Origin of the sequence: Singulisphaera photorubra (assembly GCF_045290345.1) — a bacterium.
Lineage (GTDB): Bacteria > Planctomycetota > Planctomycetia > Isosphaerales > Isosphaeraceae > Singulisphaera.
The window spans coordinates 10,401,883-10,423,868 of sequence record NZ_CP155447.1 but is presented as its reverse complement, the minus strand read 5'-3'; the positions used below and the strand labels follow the sequence as shown (position 1 = coordinate 10,423,868).

Annotated in this window: 21 protein-coding genes; 10 read left to right on the top strand and 11 right to left on the bottom strand. The window is 61.3% G+C overall.

The genetic code is table 11. The annotated features are described in order from the left end of the window. Nucleotides 1-111 precede the first annotated feature (111 nt). Nucleotides 112-630: a peptide deformylase gene (gene def, locus V5E97_RS38915; RefSeq protein WP_406696927.1), complete on the top strand. Its 519-nt coding sequence runs from the start codon at nt 112-114 to the stop codon at nt 628-630. A gap of 63 nt (nt 631-693) precedes the next feature. Here the strand turns inward: def and V5E97_RS38910 are convergent, their stop codons facing one another. Beyond that, the gene (locus tag V5E97_RS38910; protein WP_406696926.1) at nt 694-1,692 is read right to left on the bottom strand and encodes an aldo/keto reductase; all 999 of its coding nucleotides are present in this window, start codon (nt 1,690-1,692) and stop codon (nt 694-696) included. A gap of 35 nt (nt 1,693-1,727) precedes the next feature. Here V5E97_RS38910 and V5E97_RS38905 point away from each other — a divergent pair, with 35 nt between their 5' ends. Further along, complete coding sequence (locus V5E97_RS38905; RefSeq protein ID WP_406696925.1) at nt 1,728-2,393, top strand: hypothetical protein; 666 nt, start codon at nt 1,728-1,730, stop codon at nt 2,391-2,393. 43 nt (nt 2,394-2,436) lie between these two features. Here the strand turns inward: V5E97_RS38905 and V5E97_RS38900 are convergent, their stop codons facing one another. The 3 genes from V5E97_RS38900 to V5E97_RS38890 all read right to left on the bottom strand — a co-directional run bounded on the left by V5E97_RS38900 (nt 2,437) and on the right by V5E97_RS38890 (nt 4,785). Beyond that, nucleotides 2,437-3,210, bottom strand: a complete 774-nt coding sequence (locus V5E97_RS38900) for a rhomboid family intramembrane serine protease (RefSeq protein WP_406696924.1) — start codon at nt 3,208-3,210, stop codon at nt 2,437-2,439. Between the two features lie 10 nt (nt 3,211-3,220). Next, the gene (locus tag V5E97_RS38895) at nt 3,221-4,102 is read right to left on the bottom strand and encodes an Ldh family oxidoreductase (RefSeq protein WP_406701289.1); all 882 of its coding nucleotides are present in this window, start codon (nt 4,100-4,102) and stop codon (nt 3,221-3,223) included. A gap of 143 nt (nt 4,103-4,245) precedes the next feature. Next, nucleotides 4,246-4,785 (bottom strand): hypothetical protein, encoded by a 540-nt coding sequence (locus V5E97_RS38890; RefSeq protein ID WP_406696923.1) that lies wholly within the window; start codon nt 4,783-4,785, stop codon nt 4,246-4,248. A 257-nt stretch (nt 4,786-5,042) separates the two neighbouring features. Here V5E97_RS38890 and V5E97_RS38885 point away from each other — a divergent pair, with 257 nt between their 5' ends. Further along, nucleotides 5,043-6,428: an MBL fold metallo-hydrolase RNA specificity domain-containing protein gene (locus V5E97_RS38885; RefSeq protein WP_406696922.1), complete on the top strand. Its 1,386-nt coding sequence runs from the start codon at nt 5,043-5,045 to the stop codon at nt 6,426-6,428. Nucleotides 6,429-6,463: 35 nt separating this feature from the next. On the opposite strand, the gene trpA is transcribed toward V5E97_RS38885, so the two are convergent. From trpA to V5E97_RS38865, 4 genes are all read right to left on the bottom strand, one after another. After that, nucleotides 6,464-6,994 carry a tryptophan synthase subunit alpha gene (gene trpA, locus V5E97_RS38880; RefSeq protein WP_406696921.1) on the bottom strand — a complete coding sequence of 177 codons (531 nt, stop codon included), beginning with the start codon at nt 6,992-6,994 and terminating at the stop codon, nt 6,464-6,466. Then, nucleotides 6,934-7,305 (bottom strand): tryptophan synthase subunit alpha, encoded by a 372-nt coding sequence (locus tag V5E97_RS38875; RefSeq protein ID WP_406696920.1) that lies wholly within the window; start codon nt 7,303-7,305, stop codon nt 6,934-6,936. The genes trpA and V5E97_RS38875 overlap by 61 nt, the downstream gene beginning before the upstream one ends. A gap of 405 nt (nt 7,306-7,710) precedes the next feature. Beyond that, nucleotides 7,711-8,937, bottom strand: a complete 1,227-nt coding sequence (gene trpB, locus V5E97_RS38870; RefSeq protein WP_406696919.1) for a tryptophan synthase subunit beta — start codon at nt 8,935-8,937, stop codon at nt 7,711-7,713. A 106-nt stretch (nt 8,938-9,043) separates the two neighbouring features. Continuing rightward, on the bottom strand, nt 9,044-9,505 hold the full coding sequence (locus V5E97_RS38865) for a hypothetical protein (RefSeq protein ID WP_406696918.1): 462 nt from the start codon (nt 9,503-9,505) through the stop codon (nt 9,044-9,046). Nucleotides 9,506-9,875: 370 nt separating this feature from the next. Here V5E97_RS38865 and V5E97_RS38860 point away from each other — a divergent pair, with 370 nt between their 5' ends. Continuing rightward, nucleotides 9,876-10,676 carry a 3-keto-disaccharide hydrolase gene (locus tag V5E97_RS38860; RefSeq protein ID WP_406696917.1) on the top strand — a complete coding sequence of 267 codons (801 nt, stop codon included), beginning with the start codon at nt 9,876-9,878 and terminating at the stop codon, nt 10,674-10,676. A gap of 334 nt (nt 10,677-11,010) precedes the next feature. Then, a complete protein-coding gene (locus V5E97_RS38855; protein ID WP_406696916.1) occupies nt 11,011-12,372 on the top strand; it encodes a c-type cytochrome in 1,362 nt (453 codons plus the stop codon). 271 nt (nt 12,373-12,643) lie between these two features. On the opposite strand, the gene V5E97_RS38850 is transcribed toward V5E97_RS38855, so the two are convergent. Continuing rightward, a complete protein-coding gene (locus V5E97_RS38850) occupies nt 12,644-13,909 on the bottom strand; it encodes a dipeptidase (RefSeq protein WP_406696915.1) in 1,266 nt (421 codons plus the stop codon). Between the two features lie 1,008 nt (nt 13,910-14,917). Here V5E97_RS38850 and V5E97_RS38845 point away from each other — a divergent pair. The 4 genes from V5E97_RS38845 to V5E97_RS38830 all read left to right on the top strand — a co-directional run bounded on the left by V5E97_RS38845 (nt 14,918) and on the right by V5E97_RS38830 (nt 19,542). Then, nucleotides 14,918-15,901 carry a DUF1559 family PulG-like putative transporter gene (locus V5E97_RS38845; RefSeq protein WP_406696914.1) on the top strand — a complete coding sequence of 328 codons (984 nt, stop codon included), beginning with the start codon at nt 14,918-14,920 and terminating at the stop codon, nt 15,899-15,901. Between the two features lie 443 nt (nt 15,902-16,344). Beyond that, on the top strand, nt 16,345-17,412 hold the full coding sequence (locus V5E97_RS38840; protein ID WP_406696913.1) for a hypothetical protein: 1,068 nt from the start codon (nt 16,345-16,347) through the stop codon (nt 17,410-17,412). A 37-nt stretch (nt 17,413-17,449) separates the two neighbouring features. Then, on the top strand, nt 17,450-18,421 hold the full coding sequence (locus V5E97_RS38835) for a DUF1559 family PulG-like putative transporter (RefSeq protein WP_406696911.1): 972 nt from the start codon (nt 17,450-17,452) through the stop codon (nt 18,419-18,421). Nucleotides 18,422-18,465: 44 nt separating this feature from the next. Further along, nucleotides 18,466-19,542, top strand: a complete 1,077-nt coding sequence (locus tag V5E97_RS38830; RefSeq protein ID WP_406696910.1) for a hypothetical protein — start codon at nt 18,466-18,468, stop codon at nt 19,540-19,542. Nucleotides 19,543-19,776: 234 nt separating this feature from the next. On the opposite strand, the gene V5E97_RS38825 is transcribed toward V5E97_RS38830, so the two are convergent. Together V5E97_RS38825 and V5E97_RS38820 are read right to left on the bottom strand one after the other, a co-directional pair. Further along, nucleotides 19,777-20,100: a 2Fe-2S iron-sulfur cluster-binding protein gene (locus V5E97_RS38825; RefSeq protein ID WP_406696909.1), complete on the bottom strand. Its 324-nt coding sequence runs from the start codon at nt 20,098-20,100 to the stop codon at nt 19,777-19,779. A 362-nt stretch (nt 20,101-20,462) separates the two neighbouring features. Then, nucleotides 20,463-21,167, bottom strand: coding sequence for a PH domain-containing protein (locus V5E97_RS38820; protein WP_406696908.1), 705 nt, complete (start codon nt 21,165-21,167; stop codon nt 20,463-20,465). Between the two features lie 496 nt (nt 21,168-21,663). On the opposite strand from V5E97_RS38820, the gene V5E97_RS38815 reads away from it, so the two are divergent. Further along, nucleotides 21,664-21,879 carry a hypothetical protein gene (locus tag V5E97_RS38815; protein ID WP_406696907.1) on the top strand — a complete coding sequence of 72 codons (216 nt, stop codon included), beginning with the start codon at nt 21,664-21,666 and terminating at the stop codon, nt 21,877-21,879. The last annotated feature ends 107 nt before the right edge of the window (nt 21,880-21,986 follow it).

Below are 21,986 nucleotides of genomic sequence, written 5' to 3'. Positions count from 1 at the left end.
GGCGAAATGAACAATGCTCGGCTCGAGCCTTCGTTGGTCGGTGCTCCGCATTGTAAGATGGGGTTGGTTGAGTCCCCGATTGTTGGCTTCAAGTCAGACGAGAATTGCGCAATGATCCGCCCAATCGTCCAGCTCGGCGACCCGGTGTTGAAGGCCAAGGTCCGAAGCCTCGCGCCCGAGGAAATCGCGAGCGAGTCCATTCAAACGCTGGTTCGCGACATGCTCGAGACCCTGGAGCATTCCGGAGGCGTCGGGTTGGCCGCCCCTCAAGTTGGGGTTTCGGTGGGCCTGATTCTCGCGGGATCCTTCCCCACCGAGCACTCCCCCGACCGACCCGAGGTCGAGGTGACGGCGCTGGTGAACCCGCGGATCATCTGGTCCTCGGCCGAGACCGAATCCGCCTGGGAAGGTTGTCTCAGCTTCCTCGACTATCGCGTGCGGGTGGTACGCTCCTTGTCGATCCACGTCGAGTATCTCGCCCTTGACGGCACGCCCACCCGGGTCGAGGCCACCGGATTCTTCGCTCGCGTGCTCCAGCACGAAATCGACCACCTTGAAGGGATCCTCACGCTCGACCGAGCTGAGTCTGCCGACGACATCGACCGCTTGGAGCCGAATCCTCCCTCGTGAGCCAATGACGCGTTTCGAGGGTTTCGAGCGTTCCCAAGGCCCCAACGATCATGCTTCGCAGCCTCAGCGACTGGCAGGTCGTCGGGGGAGGATCCACCAAAGCGATTCGCAGGTCTCGCGAAGTTCGTCGTCGACCGTCAGGTCGGTTGCGGCGAGAGTCTCGATCAGTTGCTCGGGGCGGCTCGCTCCCACGATCGCCGAACTGATCTCAGGGTGTGACAGCACCCAGGCGACGCTCAGAGTGGCAAGGCTCAGGCCCCGTTTCTGACAAACTTGACGCAACGTCTCGACCGCCTCGAATTGCGCGGATTGCCAGTATCGATCCCGGTAGAGCTTTCCTGAGTCGCCGAGCGTGAATCGGGTCCCCGGCGGTGGAGGTTGGTCGGGTCGGTGCTTGCCCGAGAGCAGTCCACCGGCGAGCGGGTTGTAGACGATAACGCCCACGCCTTGGTCGCGGCAGAGCGGAAGTAAGTCGGTCTCGATTTCGCGATAAAGCAGGTTGTAACGAGGTTGCACCGAGTCGTAGCGAGCAATTCTCGCCCGTTCGCTGGTTCCGAGCGCCAACGCGAGCTCCCATGACGCATAATTCGAGCAGCCGACGTAGCGGACCTTGCCGGTCCGGACGAGATCGTCGAACGCGCGAAGTGTTTCGTCGATGGGGGTTTCAGGATCGGGCATGTGCGATTGATAAAGGTCGATGGCCTCAATTTTGAGCCGTCTGAGGCTGGCCTCGCAGGCCGCGAGGATGTGCCGGCGCGACAATCCTTGATCGTTGGGACCGTGGCCGACTCGCAACCGGCACTTGGTCGCGATCACGAACCGGTCGCGCCCCCCTTTCCGCTCGAGCCAACGTCCGATGACCTCCTCGGTCCTCCCGCTCGTCTCCGGGGCAGGAGGAATCGGGTAGACGTCGGCCGTGTCGATCAACGTCACCCCTCGTTCGGTCGCGGTGTCGAGGATCTGGTGCGAGGTCGCCTCGTCGCACTGGCCCGCGAAGGTCATCGTGCCGAGGCCGATCTCGGAAACCTTCAAGCCGGTCCGTCCCAGACGTCGATGATTCATCGTTACTCCTCGAATTCAACCCCGGGAAACCGGTGATGCCCATGATCGCCTCGAAGCGTCCCGCCAACACCTTGTCTCGCTGGAAATCCGATCTGGTGGCCGACCTCGAACGCGTCGCCCTACGCGACCGTTGGGGGCTCGCGTTGATGATAATCGGCTGGATTCATCTGGCCGTCTTCGTCACCTGCCATGTTCTCTACACGATCGGGGACCGACGCAACATCCATTATCTGGGCCTTTGGGGCCTGGAGCTTGTCACCAATCTGTGGGTGATCCGTCGCGTGGCGGGCCCCGGATGGTTTCGCGCGACGCCCCTCGCTGAGATCCTGACTCGCGTCTGGGCGACCTTCCTGATTCTCTCGTTCAACGTCACCTCACTCAACCTGCTGACGGGCTTCTCCATCGAATGGTTCAAGGCCGTCTGGGCGACGCTGAGTACCTTTGGATTCGCGACCACGGCGTATCTCGTGAATCCCTGGTATTTTGTTCCCGCCGTTCAGATGTATTTCACCGGCCTGCTGATGGTCGTCTTACCCATGTGGCAATACCTGATCTACGGCGTCTCCTGGTGGGCCACTTTCCAAGGAATCGGCCTGACCCTGGAACGCAAGAGGAGGAAGAGCCGGCACCAGCCGATCAAGTTCGAGCCGGCGTGCCTGGAATACCGCGCTATCGACGAGGTTCTGGCCGAACATCGTTGATCGGACGGGACGGAACGAGACAGGATGGGACGTGCGCCCTGCGTCAGGGGCCGACGAACCAACCATCCTGGGCGTCGTGCAACGCTTCGACCTCGCGCGCTCGATCGGCGTAAAGGAATGCGAAGAGAATTCCGGTGGCCGCGCCACCGATATGGGCGAGATAGGCGACCCCCCCCGCCTCGCCGATCCTGCCGGCCGAGCCCACCCCTTCAATGATCTGAAGAATGATCCAGAATCCGATGACGTACAGAGCGGGCATCTGGGTGATGAAACGAAAAACAAGGACGCGGACCTGGTTATGAGGGAACCAGACCACGTACATCCCCATAATTCCGGCGATTGCGCCAGAGGCGCCGAGGGTGGGGATGAGCGAGTCTGGATTCATCTCGATTTGGAGCAGCGTCCCGACCAGACCACACGCCAGGTAGACGATCAAATAGCGGATCGTCCCGAGGACCTCCTCGACATTGTCCCCGAAGATCCAGAGATAGAGCATGTTCCCGGCCAGATGCAGCGGGCTGGCGTGCAGGAACATGGAGGTGAGAATGGTCAGCCAGATCGGGAACGGAACGTGCTCCTGCTCCTGAATCTGCCGGCGCAATTCTTCCTGCTCGGGCCCGATCGGCAGAGCCAAGCCATCGAAGACCGGGAGGTCGATGTTGTGGCTGATCTCGTAAGGGGTTGCGGCGTAAGTTGTCGTGAATGACGTGCCATGCTCGAGCTGGCTCAAGAAAATCACGACATTCAGCGCGATGAGTCCGTAAGTCCCGAAGGGGACGATGCGCGTTTTTGCCAGGTCGCCAAGCGGGAGAACCATTTCGGAACTCCTACACCACGCCGTGAGGGGCGCGGTCAATTGGGGGCACCTGCGCAGCGGGCGAGGGAAGTGGCACTCCGAGTCGGTTCGCCCAGTCATGAAAACGGGTCAACGAGACCGTTGTGACAGCAACGCCACGTTCGCGGGCCTCACGACGACGGGCTTCCCAGGTCGTGGGCAATAGGCGACCGGGGGCTTCGTCTGTCAGTCGCATCGTACTGCTCACTCGCTCGTGGAGGCCCGAGAGCGATTCGATGGTCTTGATGCTGAGCGCGGCGACGAGCCACCCGCCTTCGGGCACCATCGCGGTCGCCCAGGGGGCCCAGAGCGGGAGTGGCGTCGACTTGGTCGACCGCGCCGCGTTCGTTTTCGACGACGGGGTGACCGCAGCGAACTCGAGCGTGGAGTCGAAGACGGCGGGAAGTCCGTCCCCACTCGGAAGCGCCAGCGTCCAGGCGGGGCCGGGCCCGAGAATCGCTGAGAGGTACGGTCCGACCGCCATCTCGGCGGCGGTTCCGGCGGCTGGTCCCGCCGCGTTGGGGAGGTTTGCGACCCGGACCAAGCCGACGGCGGCATCCCTCGCCTTCTCGATCGCCAATTCACCGGCGCGAGCCAGGATCAACGAGGGAAGCCCGTTGCTCCCATCGAACACGGCCGTCCCCAGGTGCTCACTCGTCACCTTGCCTTCGGCTCGAGGGTCCACCTCACCCTTGGCGATTCGCTCCAACCAGAGCGGCAGAGTTTCGATTCCGCAGGAAGGAGCGCCGGTGGTGTTGTACCAAAGGAGCTGTGAGGCGAACGCCGAGGCGCGGGGGGGGGCCAAGCCGACCCCCACGCCCAACGCGGCGGCGAAACGTCGCAGGTCGTCGAGTCGGTAGCGCACTACGTCCATCACGCGGCTTGGCCCTCTCTACCACCGGAATTTCGCCGACGGAACGAAAGCCTCACCTCGCTCGTCCGGCTCCTTAATCTAAACTAGGGAGTCATCCCACTGCAAATCAGGACCAATGCACGGGCGCCAGGAAATGGCTCCGCTCAGGCGACGAAACCACGAGGGATCGAATCCCCCATCGATTCCGCCGCAATTTTTTCCCACTCGCGGCGAACCCGCGAGAGACCGAAGGCGCAGAGCTCGAATTGATCGCTCAGCCGTCGTAGCACCGCGGCTTGATCGTCGTCGAGCGTGCTGGCCACGTAATACGACTTCTTGCCTTGCACCTGATAGTTGATCAAGTGGTCGGGAGAGTCGGACGCCTGAAGCTTGGAGAGGGCTTCGGGATAGACGCCCGTCCAGAACAAGGTGAAGTCACCGACATGCCGATGGCAATCGCGGCGATGAGCGGTATTGGAGGCCGACTCAGCCTCCGCCACCATGGCCGTGACTTCGGTGAGCTGTCGTCCCTCGCCGTCTCGGATCCGCCAGATCGTCTGGCTGGGAACGAAACGGGCAAGCAAGTTGGCAACGTACCCCACCAGGCGCGGGTCACCGATCCCCAGTTCAGTCATGAACGTGGTTTCGGTCATTCCGCGGAAGAGTCGGAGTAACGGATGGGATTCAGAGATTTCGCGCGTCATCACAGGGCGCTCCTCACCCAGTTCGGACACGGTCTGGTTTGGAAAGAACTTCCGGAAGGGTGACCGCTCAGGGTCGCCCTGGAATTCTACGCAGGATCCCGAAACGGTTCAATCAGAGTTTGCCGTAAGATCGTGTGGCCTTGAACCCGCCGACCGATCATGGCATCATGGAATTTGCACCAAATCTAGGGAATACGCTATTCATCCGTTTGATCGTCCCGAGTCGTCATCGACGGATCTATCGGGAGGAAGATCGTTTGCGCATTACGTTCCACGGCGCGGCCCGGCAGGTCACCGGTACCGCCCATCTCTTGGAAATCGGCTCACATAGGATTTTGCTCGATTGTGGGCTGTTCGACTCGAACCGGATCGACCTCGATAGTCCGAATCGCCACTTTAGTTTCGATCCCCGCGACCTCGATGCGGTGATCGTCTCACACGCACACAACGATCATATCGGCCGCCTCCCCTGTCTGGTTCGCGCCGGCTATCATGGACCGATCATCACAACACCCGCGACGGGCGACATCCTCAGCGTGATGCTTCGTGATAGCGCCCGGATTCAGCGGGAGGATTTGCGGAACGCCAACCTTCGCAACCCCCACTCCGAGCCGATCGAACCCTTGTTCGAATTGGTCGATGTCGAGTTGGTCGTCGATCGGCTGCAACGCTTGCCCTACGCGAAGCCGGTCGAAATCCTCCCGGGGATCGTCCTGACGTATTTCGACGCCGGACACATCCTGGGCTCGGCGATGATTCAGCTCGATTATGAAGAAGGGGGCCGAAAGCGTCGGTTCCTCTTCACCGGAGACCTGGGCCGTCGCCAGATGGGTCTCTTGCCTGACCCGACGATCGTCAAGGACATCGATATCCTGGTCTCTGAGAGCACTTACGGGAATCGAGAGCTCGAGTCCTACGACAAGCTGATCAAGCAGCTTCACGCGATCGTCGCCCGGGCCACACGGCTCCAAAGCAAGATCGTCATCCCGGCATTCAGCCTGGGCCGAACGCAGCGGATGATCTACTGTCTCCAGGAATTGTTTGCGATCCACAAGGTTCGCCCGATCCCGATTTACGTTGATAGTCCGCTGGCGATGCGGCTGACCGACATCCATCGCGACCATCCCGAGGCCTACACCCCCGCCGCACGGCAGATGATGGATAAGGACCCGATGTATTTCGGGTCCAAATACGTTGAGTTCTGTGCCACCTGGGATGACTCGCGACGGCTCAATTATGTTCCAGGGCCGCTGGTGATCATCTCGTCGTCAGGGATGTGCGAAGCGGGTCGAATTCGCCACCACTTGCGGCATATCGTTGATGACCCGGACAACGCGATCGTGATCGTGAGCTATCAGGCCGAGGGGACCCTCGGTCGACGACTCGCCGAAGGGGTTGAGCGGATCCAGATCATGGATCAGTGGCACGAACTGAACGCGGCGGTCTATGTTCTTGACGGCTTCTCGGGCCATGCCGATCGCAATGACCTGGCCTGGTGGTACGAGCAGACCGGCGGTGGAATCGAGCGGGGATTCCTGGTGCATGGCGAGCCTGAAGGCCTCGAAGCACTCGCTCCGGTTCTTCAGCCCCATCTTTTGAATCCGGTCGAGATCCCCGACCGGCTAGCGACCTACGAAGTCTGAGGGGCACCCCCCTCAGACTTCCCTCTCCCTTGGGCTCAGATCGCGGGGCGAGGCGGGGTGGTATCCAAACCGTTGGCGAGTTCCGCGACGAATTGGCCGATTTCCTTGACGACCTCGGCACGGGTCAGCTTCTCGGCATCGACGAGTCGCTTGACGAGCGCGCTGCCGACGATCAGGCCATCGGCGACGGGCGCGAGCTCGCGGACGTGTTCGGGGGTGCTGATCCCGAACCCGATGCAGATCGGCAGGTCGGTCTGGGTGCGGAGCCAGGCGACATTCTCCACCAGGTTCGCCGGGATCGACCGCCGTTCCCCGGTGATTCCGGCCACCGAAACGTAGTAGACGAAGCCGGTCGTCGAGCGGGTGATCTGGACCGCTCGGTCGCGGGGGGTGGTCGGGGTCACGAGCTGGATCAAGCGCAAGTCCAGGGCGGTCGCTTTGCGACAGAGTCCCTCCGACTCCTCGACGGGGAGATCGGGGACGATCAGGCCGTCGATACCGGCGGTCACCGCCTCACGAAGATAGCGGTCGACTCCCTGACGGTGGATGATTGAGTAGGAAACCATCGTGACCAGGGCGCCGCGGTCAGAGGGCCGGTGGCGGTCTCGGCCCGCAAGGTCCGGATCGTCTGGAAGATATGGGCGAGCTTCACTCCGTGCCCGAGGGCTCGGTGATAGCTCGCTGCAATGACCGGCCCGTCCGCGATCGGGTCGGAATAGGGGATGCCGATTTCGACCATGTGCGCGCCCCGAGCCACGAGCTCGGTGATGAGCGCCGCGGTGGTGGGCAGGTCGGGATCGCCCGCCGTGATGAACGGCATCAAAGCGCGTCGGCCTTCGCTTTTCAGGCGGGTAAACAGTGTGTCGATGCGGTTCATGGGAGTCCTGATTCGGCCGTCGCGTGCGATCCCAGTACGATACAGACCACCGTGCAGGTCATTCTCGACAAGGTGCAGGCATGGGTTGGGCTTCGCATTCCATCGCCAAATTGCAGGTGGGGAGGACGTCCAATTTCGGCCTCGAGGCCATTCGAACGCAAGCCCGAAATGAATCGGGTGAACAATTGGATCGTCGAGCCAATCGACCCGACGAGCTTACGGGTCGGGGGTGTCGGATGCTGCAAGGTCAATAGCCAACAAGGCTTGCACCTACTTGTAAGCACCCGATGCGGGGACTATCAGGCCGGCAACAGGCGCCGCCGGCTCGATGGCTGGGGCACGACCCGGGCGATCGTCGGTCGCCGCACGCGGGGGAAGTGATCCAGCCAACGGAGATCGGGTGGCTCAGGACATCGGTTCCCCGCGGAGCCTGGCGACCTCATAGGCATCCTTATCTCCTCGACCGGAGAGGCAGATGACGATGATCTTGTCGGGGCCAAGACGAGGGGCCTCGACCAAGGCACGCGCCACCGCGTGACTCGATTCCAGGGCGGGAAGAATTCCCTCGAGCCGAGCCAGGGTTGCGTAGGCCGCCAGGGCGTCGGCGTCGGTCACGCTCTCGTAGCGGACCCGACCGGTGTCTTTCCAGTAACTATGCTCGGGGCCGACACCGGGATAATCCAGGCCAGCGGAGATCGAGTGAACGTTATCTGTCTGGCCGTCCTCGTCCTGGAGCACATAACTGAGGCTACCGTGCAGGACGCCTGGCCGCCCCTTCGTGAGGCTAGCGGCATGCTCGCCGGATTGCGGTCCCCGCCCCCCTGCCTCTGCGCCGATCAGTTCGACCTCGGCGTCATTGATGAAGGGGTAGAACATTCCCGCCGCATTGGAACCCCCGCCGACACACGCCACGGCGGCGTCAGGCAGGCGGCCGAGCCGGTCGAGGCACTGCTGGCGGGTTTCCCGGCCGATGACCGATTGGAAGTCGCGGACGATCATCGGGAAGGGATGCGGACCCACCACGCTGCCGATCGTGTAATGGGTCTGGCGGGACGAACCCATCCAGTCCCGCATCGCTTCATTGGTGGCATCGCGAAGCGTGCGCGTTCCATCGGTGACCGGCACGACGGTCGCGCCCAAGGTTTTCATGTTGAAGACGTTGAGCTTTTGCCGCCTGATGTCTTCTTCGCCCATGTACACGGTGCATTCGAGGCCGGTCAGGGCACAGGCGGTCGCGGTGGCGACCCCATGTTGTCCTGCCCCGGTTTCGGCGATCACTCGCGTCTTGCCCATGCGCTGGGCGATCAGGACCTGCCCGAGTGCATTGTTGATCTTATGGGCACCGGTGTGGTTCAGGTCCTCGCGCTTCAGGTAGATCGCGGCCCCCTGGGTGAGTTTGCTCAGTCGCTCGGCGTGAAACAACGGGGAGGGGCGGCCGACGTAATTCGTCAGATAGTCGTTCAGTTGAGCCTGGAAGACCGGGTCAACTCGGGCTCGCTCGTATTCCAGGGCAAGCTGGTTGAGCGCCTCCATCAAGGTTTCCGGAACATACCGGCCGCCGAACGTGCCGAAACGTCCAAGCGCATCGGGCCACTGCGAAGAGATCTGTTTCGTCTCGGATGGGGCGGACATAGTTCCAGCAGTCCTCTCGTCTCGTCGCGCGGCGCGGGCCTCTTCTCAAAACAAAGGGCGAAGACCCGTCATTGTCTCGACCCACGGGGGACAAGGTCAAGACGAGTCAGCGACGTCGGCTTCGTCCGCCCGTTGCGGGCTCCGCCTCCAGGACGAGGTCTTCGTCCTCGTCACCCACGTAGAAGTCGAAGAATTGCTGGCCGGCGAAGTAGTCGGCCATCGCGCGGCGGACCGAGCGGAGCTGGTCCAGGAATTGGGCGTACTGACGCACCAGGCGACGGCGGCGGTCGTCGGGCATCTGGAGGATGTCGGCATAAAATCGCCGGCCGAGCTCGGGGTCGTAGAAGCTCCAGAGCCGCTTGATGCGAAGATTGGACTCCTCGTCTTCGTACTCGAGCATCCGGGCGAACTGACGTGCCTTCATCTTCTTGGCAAACGCGAGCAGCTCGGCATCCGACTCGAAACCCGCTTGCTGGTCGATCCAGGCCACGATCTGCTCGGTGGTCAGTCGCGGCCCTTTTTCGATGCAGAGCTCTTTCAAACTCGCCACGATCTCGGCGGGTCCCATCAGCGCGCTCTCCCGGATGAGATGACTCCGATCCAGTCGCGAGAACCCGAGTCGGCCTCGCGTCTTCGAACGATTCTGGTGATTCTAACGGGAGTGTCCACCCGTTGTCGATGGACTGCCGTTCAAGCATCCAAAACTTCACTGACGCTGTTCGTCAGGATTCGGAGAATTCGCCGGGTTGGCCAGGGTTCGCTAGTTTCTCATGGGAGTGTGGCTTCAGTGGGGGATTCGCCTTCTGGTGCGAACAATGGAGAAGGGAGCGTACGGCGAAGCAGAAGCGGTCGATTGACGCGGTGTTGAAGTCGGGTTAGCGTGATTTTCTTGACCGCCGAGAGCGGAAGAATTCCGCCCCCACCAGGAGACTCGACCGATGTTTTCTTCGTTGGTTTTTTCCGCTGCGATCGTACTTGCCGCACCTGCGGCCGAGAGTACCGAAGTGGGCTTCACGTCCCTGTTCGATGGGCACGATCTCTCCCATTGGATCATTCCCGAAGGGGATAATGGCCACTGGAAAGTGCTCGACGGAGTGATCGATTACGACGCCAGGAGTGAAGCGCCAGGAACGAAGAATCTGATCAGCAAGAAAGAATATGGGGACTTCGTGGTCAAGCTCGATTGGCGGCTCAAGGAAGCCCCTTACCAAAATCCCAGGGTCCCTTATGTTCTCCCCGACGGGACCCACGCCCGGGACATTCACGGAAAGCCCATCCAACTGACGCTGCCGGATTGCGACTCGGGAATCTATCTCCGTGATCCGAAGGGAAAGAGCCAGATCAACATGTGGTGCTGGCCGATCGGTTCGGGCGAAGTTTATGGCTACCGGATGGACCCGAAGATGCCGCCGGAGGTCCGCGCAGGCGTCACTCCGAAGACCCAGGCCGACCGGCCGATCGGTGAGTGGAACGAGTTCACGATCACGCTCGTCGGCGACCGCCTGACGGTAGTTCTCAATGGCATCACGGTGATCAAGAACGCCCAGTTGCCTGGAATTCCCGCTCGTGGCCCGCTCGTCTTGCAGCACCACGGCGGTTTCAAAGACGGCAAGTACACTGGTCCTCCCAGCCTGGTCCAGTTCCGCAATATCCGCGTCAAGTCGATCGAGCCGGGTTCGACGCCGGCCTCGGGCATTTTCGATGGCAAGACTCCGGCGAAATCGGAACAACGACGTTGACCATTTCCGAAGCGGCTCCAAACGCCTATAACTGAAAGAAGGGGGAGGGAGGCCAGTGTCCCCCTCCCTCTCTTTTTTTTTCGAAGATCTGCGACAGGGGGAGGATCGTGATGGGTTTCCGGCCGGGCCGGCCGGAATTCTGCAAACCGACCCGTTGCGGCCGCTGCGAAAATCCTCCGTTCTTTGGCGCTGTCGCGGAACATTGTTTGATTCAGTGAATGGACTTCGAGAGATCTCAGGCGATTCGAGTCGGACCTGAAGCTCTCCGGTGGATCACCCTGGAGCCATGAGGGGTGAACTCACCTGTTTCAGTGGGTGGCGGGGAGGTCGACCGATGCGCAGGCGTTCGCGGATCCGTGGATTGATCGCAACCGGCATCTTGCTGTTGAGCCCATCCTGGTCCTTCAGCGATTCACCCGACCCGGCCGCTATCGAACGCGGTCGGCAGGCGCTGACCTCGACCGGTTACTTGAAGCCGGCCTGGAGCGAGGCGGCGTACGGTCGCGCAGGCGCCCTCTGGGGTCAGAATGCTCCTGCCGCAGAACTCTCCGCCGAAGCCTACGCGGCGGCGTTCAACCAGCGCTATGGAATGCACTCCGCTCCTTTTCCCAACGGCGGTCTCCCCATGGGATTACGCCGGGCTGGTGAATCCGGAGGCGGTAAGTCGGGCGTGCAGATTGACTGTATGGTGTGTCACGGCGGCTCGATCGGGGGCACGAGCTACGTGGGGTTGGGCAATTCCACGCTCGATCTGCGGGCGTTACTCTATGATCTGACCCAGGCGGACAACCGTCGGCTCCCACCGAGTCTCTTTCACTTGAACACCGCTCGAGGCACCATGAATGCCGGAATGATATCGGTGGTGCTGTTAAGCATGCGCAATTCCGATCTCTCGATGCGCAAGTTTCCCCTGGCCCTCGGCGCCAATCTCCCGGAACTCGACGTCCCCCCGTGGTGGCACCTGGGTCGCAAGGCGACCATGTACTACGACGGCAGGACGGACGCTCGGTCGGTCCGGTCGATCATGCAATTCTTTCTCGCCGAGAAGTCGCTCGAAGAGCTCAAGGAACTTGAGCCGACATTTCGAGATATCCATGCCTACATGAAGAGTCTCAAACCACCGAAATACCCATTCACAGTCGATGAAGTGAAGGCGGAACGCGGAAAGACCGTCTTCTCGAAGAACTGTGTGAAGTGTCACGGGACCTATGGCCCGGACGGTCAGTACCCGAACCGAATCGTTGAACTGGCGGTCATTGGCACCGATCCGGCGCGAGCCCATGGACTCTCCGACCGGCTCGTCGCGCACTACAATACGACCTGGTTTGCCGAGGAGTACCCTGCCGATCTCGAGAAGATCGGCTATCAGGCGCCCCCGCTGGATGGTATCTGGGCCACGGCACCCTACCTGCACAATGGGTCCGTCCCTACCCTCGCCGCGCTCCTCAAGTCGGCCGATCGCCCTGCGCGATTCAAGCGACCCCCTTCGACCGGATTTGAGCACTACGATCAAGTCGGGGTGGGGTGGAAGTTCGACGTTATCACCGACCCCCCCTCCCCTTCGCTCCCTCCACACGAGGCCCAGTTCATCTACGACACGTCGCGCTTCGGACTCGGCAACGGGGGGCACCGTTTCGGGGACGTTCTGTCGGACGATGAGCGAGCGGATCTGATCGAGTTTTTGAAGACGCTCTGATGCTTGTGCGCTGACTGCTCTGCCGGTGGCGAGGATTCGAGCGTCGGAGGAAAACGCGAGCGACCAGGCGGCTGCGGTTGTTCGGGCTCCGGGGCTAAATTTCAGCAAATGGCTTTCTCGGCCGATGGCGCGACTCTTGCGTGTGGCGGGGGCGGGTCGATCCGCTGGTACAGCCTCGACGTCGCCTCGCAGACGACGTCGCGGGCTCCCAGAATCCCTTTGGGATCACTCGGACTGGAACGCCGCGCCGAGTGATCCCGGGCCTTGTTCCTCAATGCTCGGGTGACGGTGTCGGAGTCGGCTGATCGACCTCCGGCTTTCGCGTCTGTTGAAGCTTCGACGCGACTTTGCCCGCTTCGCGAAATGCGCGGAGGGCGTTGCCACCGAGGATTTTCCGGACATCGTCGTCGGAGTGGCCGCGGTTCAAGAGCTCTTCGGTCAACCTGGGAAAGCACGAGACGTCCTCGAGGCCGACGGGCCAGGAGGTGATCCCGTCGAAGTCGGAGCCGATCCCGACATGGTCGATACCGGCCACCTTGATGATGTGTTCGATATGGTCGGCGACATCCGCGATGGTCCCGCGCGGCATCTTGTAGGTCTTCGACCACGCGGACATGGCCTTTTTGAATTCGGCCGGGTTCGGGAACTTTTCCCCCAATTCCCGGCGAGCCTTGGCGGTCTGCCGTGCGGCCTCGGGCACGACGAATCCGGAATAGAAGTTGACCATGATGACTCCTCCGTTGCGGGGCAATGCCTTTAGGATCTCATCGGGCACGTTCCGCGGGCTCGGGGCGATGGCGAAAGCGCCTGAGTGGCTTGCGATGAGCGGGGCTTCCGAAACGCGGAGGGCATCGGCCATCGTCTCGGGAGAGACGTGGGAGATGTCCACGAGCATGCCGACCCGGTTCATCTCGCGTACGACACGTTCGCCGAACGGGGTGAGTCCGTGGTGCCGGGGAACGTCGGTGGCGGCGTCGGCCCAGTCGAGGGTGACGTTGTGGGTCAGGGTCATGTACCGGGCACCCAAGCGGTGAAAGGCACGGATCTCCGCCAGGTCGTTCTCGATCGCCACCCCACCTTCGATGCCGATCAAGGAAGCGATCTTGCCCGCTTTGACGATTCGCTCGAGGTCGTCGGCCGAATAAGCCATCTCGAGGTCATTGGGATAGCGCTCGACCATCCGGTGAACAAGGTCGATCTGGGCTGTGACGGTCCGCGCAGGGTTGGGCTGCTCACTCGGGATGTATACCGACCAGAATTGGGCTTTGACTCCCCCCTCGCGAAGCCGAGGGATATCGGTCTGAGCCTGGTCCGATCCGAGCCGCTGAGAGAGGTCAATCTTCTCGAACCGGACGTCGCCGAGGTCGCGGAGCAGCCAGGGAAGATCGTTGTGTCCGTCAAACAGGATGGCGGAATCGTGGACGCGACGGGCCCGCTCGGAAACGTCGGAGAGAGGGGGCGCGGCGGTGGCCGAAGTTGTGGCGACGGCCAACCAAAGGATTCCGAGTCCCGCGAGTCCTCGGTGCTTCCCATTCATAAGTCGATGCTCCTGCCCTGGTGACACGATCCCAATCTCCCGTAACGCGTCCCCCTGCGAGGAGTGGCGGGACGGTTCACTATTCTGCGGTTGAGAGCGTCACGGAACAACGGGAAGCGGCAGCGCTTATGATCGAATCGTGGCTCGCCAGCCGGAGATACGACCGTCCGCGGTATCTGATTGTCCGATTTGCTCTAACTCCCCTGGCGGGAGGACACCTGAATCCGTTAGACTCTTCCTCTTCTGCTCCGACTGAGCCGGTTGGAGTGCCACAAATCAATCGATGAGGTGTCCCGTGCCGTTTCGCCCTCGCAAAAAGAAGTCGCGTCAGGCCAAGTACCAACGCTGCAAGCGATGCGGCGGCCAGGTTCGTAAACACATCGCACGCTGCAAGAAGTGCTCCGAAGCACAGTAAGAATTCAGAGGGGAGGCGGAAGTCCGGAACCGGTAATCCCCCTCTCCTTTTTTTTTTGATTTCTGCCCTGCAGAACCCACCCTCACGTCGCCCCGCCGTTCCACCTCCATACGGATTCGGGAGACGTTGCGATTCGCCGCACCATGATCATGGGTCGCCGAACCGTTCCCTTCTTGTTGCGCCCTTCTGTGCTCCTCATTGCGTTTCGAGCCATTCCTCGGCGCAATTGCTCAGGAGAACGCGGGCGGCTATGACCCTGGGCTAGCTACGGACCGCGTATCCCCGTCGAATCGCCGACGGTGATTGGCGCCAGCCGAGAGTCCTTCTTCTCGTCTCGGACGAAGGCACCTCACCGCGTCGGGTCGGTCGACCCCAGCGGTAGCCTGGTGGGTTCCTTGCTCCACCCACTTCAATAAGTCAAAGAATCACATACCACGCTCTTGAAAGCCCGTAAGACGATCTATAAACTCGTAATACGAGTGCAGTGTTACAGCATTGCGATTTCATGTTACAGGCGTGGCGACTCTGGCGCGAGCGCCTTGGGTCGGCCGCTTGAACGAGTTTCCCCCCCAGCCAGCAATGGAGCAACCACCATGCGTGGACGACGAGGTTTCACCCTGATCGAGCTCCTGGTCGTGATCGCGATCATCGCGGTTCTGATCGCCCTGCTGTTGCCCGCCGTGCAGGCGGCCCGTGAGGCCGCTCGGCGCTCCCAGTGTCTGAACAACCTGAAGCAGTTGGGGCTGGCCTTACACAGCTATCATGACACCTGGGGGAGCTTGCCGGTCGGTTATCCGGTCCGCATCTGGGAGCCTGACCCGACCGTGCCGGCTGCGCATGCCCGCTGGAGCACCCTCGCGGCCGTAACGCCATTTATGGAGCAATCGGCCGTTTTTAACGCGATCAATTTTCACTTTCCCATGATCGGTGGGCCGGGGCAAGCCAACGCTGTCTTTCCGCCGAACACCACGACTGTCTCGACGAAAATTGCCCTTTTTCTGTGTCCGAGCGACAGCGGAACCCAGATCCGACCCCCGTTTCAGCCTGCGAATTACGTGTCCTGCGTGGGGTCGGGCCGCAATGGCGGTGATGCTAACGCTGCTGATGGGTCGCTATTTATCAATTCGTCGATCGGAATTCGCGATATGACGGATGGCACGACGCAAACGGCGGTGATTTCCGAGAGCACGATCGGCACCGGTGGCGCAACCTCAGCGATCCCGGCGACCGGAACGATCGACCGGTCGCTCTACTTCCTGAGCGCGACGGCCTTCGCGACGCTGACTGACGAGAATTGCGTCGCGACGACCAGTTGGGGGGTCCGCCGCGGGGCCAACTGGGTCGATGGTGATTACGGCGTCGGCATCTACAACCATTATTACACCCCGAACTCCAAGTCGCCCGACTGCTTGCGGCATAGCAATCCCGGCTGGAAGGCCGCGAGGAGCCGGCACGCCGGTGGAGTCAATGTCTTGTTCGGGGATGGCGGGGTCCGGTTTATTAAGGACTCGATCGATCGCAGTACGTGGCAAAGTCTGGCGACTCGGTCTGGCGGCGAAGTGATCGGAGGCTACTGAAGTGGCCTCAATCCGCTCGATCATTCAAAGTGTCGGCCGGGGTTTGTTACGGTGGCGCTCGCCCTTACTTATCTCGGTTTTGATGATATCGGGATGTATCGATTCAACGCCGCCGTCGGTCAAGCAAGGCCGCTCGGCCTTCTCGTATGACGATGACGAGATCGACCCTGCGAACCTCAAGGTTCGCAAGGGACAGGCTCAGCCTCGGGGCCGCCGGTAGCCGCTCTGGTCGCAGCAAGGGGCACTTCCACAACAGTTCTCATCGGGGTGGTCATGGATTCGAAATCGATTCAAACCTGACTCTTGTCAGAGAAGAACTAGTTTGTTAGTTTTGGCCTTGCCCCCCCCCCGACTCGAACCAAAGAGCGGAATCCCACGTTCGACGTGAGTTCGCCGCGAACTCGTCGGGCGGTCGTCTGCTGGCACCCTGGAGGAAACCTGAGATGAGCAACGGTTCAAGGACCATTGCGCTGTCCGCCTTCTTAGCAGTGGCCGCGTGTCTCATGCTAGCGGGCCGGGCCGCCGCTGCCGACCCGGTTGAAGGAGTTGCGGAACCGACCCGAGAATTCGAGATCCGGGACGATCGGGCGGTGCTGGCGGCGAAAGAGATCGATCTCTGGGGCCTCAGATGCGGCAACGCGCTACTCAGCGACACGGTTACCGAACGACATGTCAACAACCTCGATAACATGGTCGCCCACGGGATCAACTTGTTGGGCCTCTACATCCAGGGCTCCAATGGCGGCTGGCCCGACATTGACGCCGGCCTGAACGGTTATCGCCGCGACGGTCGCCTCAAGCCGGACGTGGCCCGCCGACTGGAATGGTTGGTGCGTGAAGCGGACAGGCGAGGGATGGTCGTCATGGTGGGTCTCTTCTCACCGCGCAAGGACCAGGATTTTTACGACGAGTCGGCCATCAAGCGGGCCGTTCAAGAGACGGGCGAATTTCTCGTGAAGCGCAAGCTCAAAAACGTCTTCATCGACGTCATGCACGAGTACAACCACGCCGAACGGATGGACCACGAGATTTTCCGCGAGCCCGAGGGCGAGGCCAAGAAAGCCAAGCTGACCGCCTGGTTCAAGGAGGTCGCCCCCGACATTGAGGTTGGCGTCTGCCCGACCCACAAGTCGGGAACGGCCGACTCTTATCCGGGCATGGAGGTCCGGATCATTCAGAAAGAGGCGGAGATCCCATCACAGGGATTCGTGGTCAATGTCGAGACTCACAAGCAGGACGCATATCAAAACGACGGCTGGTTCAACGATGGGCACAAGGCCTTCATTTTTGCCGACTGCGAGCGCTACCTGAAGGCACCCAACGCCGTCATGCTCTTTCACAGTGCCTATTCTCAGGGAATTACCAATTTCAGCGGGACGGCACCCCACCCCGAAATGGGGGGATATGGCACAGGGCCTACCGACCGTGGCATCCGGTTCTACTACGAGTGGGTCCGGGACAATGTCGGCCGCTATGAGTATCCCAGACACATCAAGTCGGCCCACCAGTGACCCTGACTCGGACGAGTGAACGATTCCGGAGCTCGCCATGCGATCGACTCGCCGTTCTGGGTTTACTCTGATCGAGCTTCTCGTGGTGATTGCCATCATCGCGGTGCTGATTGCGCTGCTCTTGCCTGCGGTCCAGGCAGCGCGTGAGGCGGCTCGACGCGCCCAGTGCACCAACAACCTCAAACAAATCGGTCTTGCGCTGCATAACTACGAGGGCACCCACGGTATGCTGCCGTCGGGTCGAACCAACTCACCGCACCTCTGGTCGTCCTTGGCTCAGCTTCTGCCCCAGATCGAAGGGGGGGCGCTGTACAACGCGATCAATTTTCAGCATACGTCGTGGACGACGGCCGCGCAACCGCTGGGTGTGACGAACGCGACGGCTGTTGCCGTGATCGTGAACACATATCAGTGTCCCAGCGACCCCAAGGCCGACCGGCTCAACCCACTTTTCGGGCCGACGAACTACCTGGGAAGTTCCGGAAGTGGGGTCTTCAATGGCGGCGACCTGCGGATCAATACTCCACTTGGCAGTCCCGACGGCCTCTTCTTCGATATGGCCTCAGTGCGCTTCGCCGAGATCACCGACGGCCTCAGTCAGACGGCTGCTTTCAGCGAGACGATCAAAGGCTCCGCCATCGATACAGCGGGGCCGACGCCCCAGTACAAGCTGTTTCAGTACGCTCAGGTCCCCCAGAACACGAACCTGACCGATGCACTTTGCGCCTCACCGTCGTCCTGGAATGGCTCTCGCGGGGCCGAATGGTCGCGGGGCAGCTATATCCTCGCGACGTTCAATTTCTACTACCCTCCCAATAGCCCCTCTCCCGACTGCATCTCGGGTAATGCGATTGCGCGCACGGCGGCCCGGAGCTTCCATTCGGGTGGAGTCAACGTCTTGATGACCGATGGGCATGTGCAATTCGTCAAGAACAGCGCGACGGCCGCCACCTGGCATTCGATCGCCACGCGCAGCGGTGGCGAGGTCATCTCGGCCGACTCGCTCTGATCGACATCAAATATTGGACACATCTTCGCTTTGGAGTCGACAAGATGCCGATGACGCGCACCCTGGGATTGAGTCTTGCTCTGGTTTCCCTAATCTGGTCGCTCGGCCCCGGCGCAGCATGGGGTAAGCCTGACGACCCGGCGCCCCAGTCGACCAAGGAGTTCGAGATCCGGGACGACCAGGCCTATCTAGGGGGGCAGCCGGTCAAGCTCTGGGGCATCCGCTGCAACAACGCGCTGATGAGCCCAGCCGTGACCGAGCGGCATATTCGCTGTCTCGACACCATGACCACTCACGGGATCAACCTGATCAGCGTCGCCCTCCAGGGCACGAATGGCGGCTTCCCCAGCGTCGACGCCGGGCCCAACGGATACCGGAGCGACGGCACCCTCCGGCCCGACTTCGCGAAGCGACTCGAGGAGCTGATTCGCGAGGCGGACAAGCGGGGCATGGTGGTGGCCATCTACCTCCTCCAGCCGCGCAAGGATCAGGAGCTTCGTAACGAAGCCGCCGTGAAAAAGGCGGTCGAGGAGACCGGACGATTCTTGACCGAGCGGCGTTTGAAGAACGTCTTCGTCAACCTGATGCACGAGTTCAGTCACCTCGAGCGGGCTGACCACGAGGTCCTTCGTGAGCCGGACGGGCCGGCGAAGAAGGCGAAATTGACCGCCTGGTTCCATTCGACGGCCCCCGAGATCGAGGCAGGGATCTGCCCAAACCACAAGTCAGGATCGCTCGTCGACTACCCCGGCGTGCAGATCCGATTCTTCCAGGAGGAGATGCCAATCCCTGCTCACGGCTTCGTCGTCAATGCCGAGACGCACGATAACGATGAGCCCGGGAACGAGGGAATCTTCAACGCATTCCATCTTGAGTCGATGAGGACGGACTGGGAAAAGTACCTGTCGCTCTCGCGCGGGGCCATGATCTTCCATAGCGCCTACGGCGAAGGAGTTACCACGGCGACCGGCACGGGGCCCAATCCCGAGCGTGGAGGCAACGGCTCGGGAGAGAAGGATCGCGGGGTCCGGTTCTATTACGATTGGCTGCGCGGAAACGTGGGACGCTGGCAGTACCCGAAGCACGTCAAGGAGGATGCAGCCTCCCGCGCGTCGCGGTAGCAAGTCGGCACGAGATCCCGCACAGGAAGCCCGGAACAAACGGCCCCGCAGCCATAAGCAAGAACGAGGGGCGGTTCGAGCCGCTCTGGCTTCCCTTTCCCGATTCGTCGGAATGCGGAAAAAGCAACTTTCCGCTGTTCCGCTTGTTCCTCCCTGAGATCGCCGACGCTCCACCCGCGCTTGAATTCAATGGCAGAATTGAAGGCAAATGCGGGCGGAGTTTCGGAACGCGCATCAATCCGCGGGGCGGGGTCCAGGCGTGACCCCCGAAGCTGCGGCGCGGCTGAGCACGCGAATGGTCAGGTCGGACTCGACGCGGATCTGGCAGGCGAGTCGAATGTCCGCGGCCAGACTGGCCTCGCGTGCGAGCCGGGCCTGCTCGAGCTCACCCATCGGACCAGGCTCACCGGCGATGATCTGAACGCGGCAGGTCGTGCAACGCGAATTGCCGCCGCACCGGTGCATGATGTCGATTCCGGCATCTTCAATCGCGAGCACCAACTTCGTTCCCGATTCGACCTCAAACGACTTCTCGTCCTCAACTGTCACGGTAGGCATTGCGATGCGGCTCCAAGGCACTTCATAATGACGGGCGACTTCCACAATCGAACGAGCCCGCTCAAAGCAAAAAGGGGGGCTTCGCGGGGTGGCCCCGGCCCACCGTCGTAGTGAACGACGATGGGTTTTGCCACACCTTAAGAAATCTCGATCGTCATGCGGAGAGTGAATCAGAACAGAGTCAGGGGCCTGTTGGCAATCGGCAAGGCAGCGAACGCGACAGCCACGTGGGCCGACGGGAGACCGGAACGGGCAAGGATTTGCCGGGTCTGAAGGAAAATCTTGAGGTTCAGGTGCCTTTTCACGAGCACGGAAGGGACCAGCTCTATTGTGGTGGAACGTCACCAATCGAGTGCGGAGGGTCAGATCCTGTCAACCTTCACGCTGCGGTGATCGCGCTCGGAGCGGGCGTGGTGCCAGATCAGGTCCATGACTTCCTTGGGATCTTGGACGCCGGTCACGTAGAAGACCGGCAGGTCACGCTCGGACGAGACAACGACCACGGTCCCGAGCGAGAGCCAGCGCTCGATCAGGGTCTGGCGGGTGAAGACGTCCTTGACGCAGAGCAACTCCATCATGTCCCGCCGCCGCCGCATCAAGCCGCTGGAAACGAAGAGGCGGCGAGTTGTCAGGCGGTAGTAGTGACCATAGTGAGCCTGAATCATTCGATAGAAGAGCACCAGCCAGAAGAGACCGACAATCACTCCTCCCGCCGTGACCAGCCATCCCAGATCCGTGTCTTTTCGATACCCCATCGCGTACACGGCGAACGCCAGCCAGGCGACCGTCAGCAGCACGCGGAAAGCAATACGTCCCAGGAAGTTCCGCATGGCGTAACGCGCTTCCCAGACGACCTCCTCTCCTTCGATTCCGGCCCCATGAATCGCCTCTTCAGACGGCTGGCTTGCCATCGCGTCCACGGCTTCGGGTGTGGTTCCCGCTGGTTCCGGCCCTTGAGGTGGGTAGAGCGCGTTGGCCGACTCCGGTTCGGCGAGCGTGGGAGGACCATCGAAACGGGTGGAGACCTCAGTCGTTGAGATAATCGGGTTGGTATCGTTGGCGGCCATCGGAGGCTACTCCCGTCAACTGAGCCAAGGGCGGTCGCGCCACCCATTTTTCTTTCGATCGATTGCGAGTCATAAGTAAGCCAACGCAAATCCTGGGCCAGAACGAGCCCGCTTTGTCGCCGACGCTCGACGGCTTGGCTCTTTTTTTCGCCTTTTAGCCGGCGATTCACTATCGGCGTGACGTTCGGGGAACGCGATGTGATCGTGACTTGGGCTCGATTCAATGGCCTATTGAATCATTTTGTGTACGAATTCGTGTTGACTTATTGCGGGGCGAGTTCGAGGGAATAGGACGGGGGGGAAGAAAAAGGGATCAGTGGACGGGTTTTCTTGAACTGTTAGAGGAAGGCCCTTAGATTGGGCTTAAGACCTCTGACATCGGTCGATTTCATAGAAACCCTGAATCGACTGATCTGATGCGTTTCCGGAACCGGCGTAGCGTGAGGCTTGCTTGGCCGGGGGCCAACCCTCGCGTGCGTCGTGATGGGGAGGGAGCATGAATCTACGGTCGATCGCCTTTCAAACCGTCGGAATCTTGTTTCTTGGTCTCTGCGGGTTCTCCGGTTGTGGTGGTTCCTTGTCAGACACCGGACCGACCGAGCAACCAAACATCGGCCCCGGGGTTCCCGCGGGAAGCCCCACGTTCGCGGCCAAGAGCGATACGAAGGCCCCCACGTCTGCGTCCAACGCCTCGCGCAATGCGACGAAGTAGTCGCCAACCCTGACGTTTCCGAACCCCCCACGAATCGAGAGTCCGACCAGGGTCCACTTCCGACGGCGCTCATCGCTGGTGGCTCTGGCCATCCCGTTCCTTCGGCC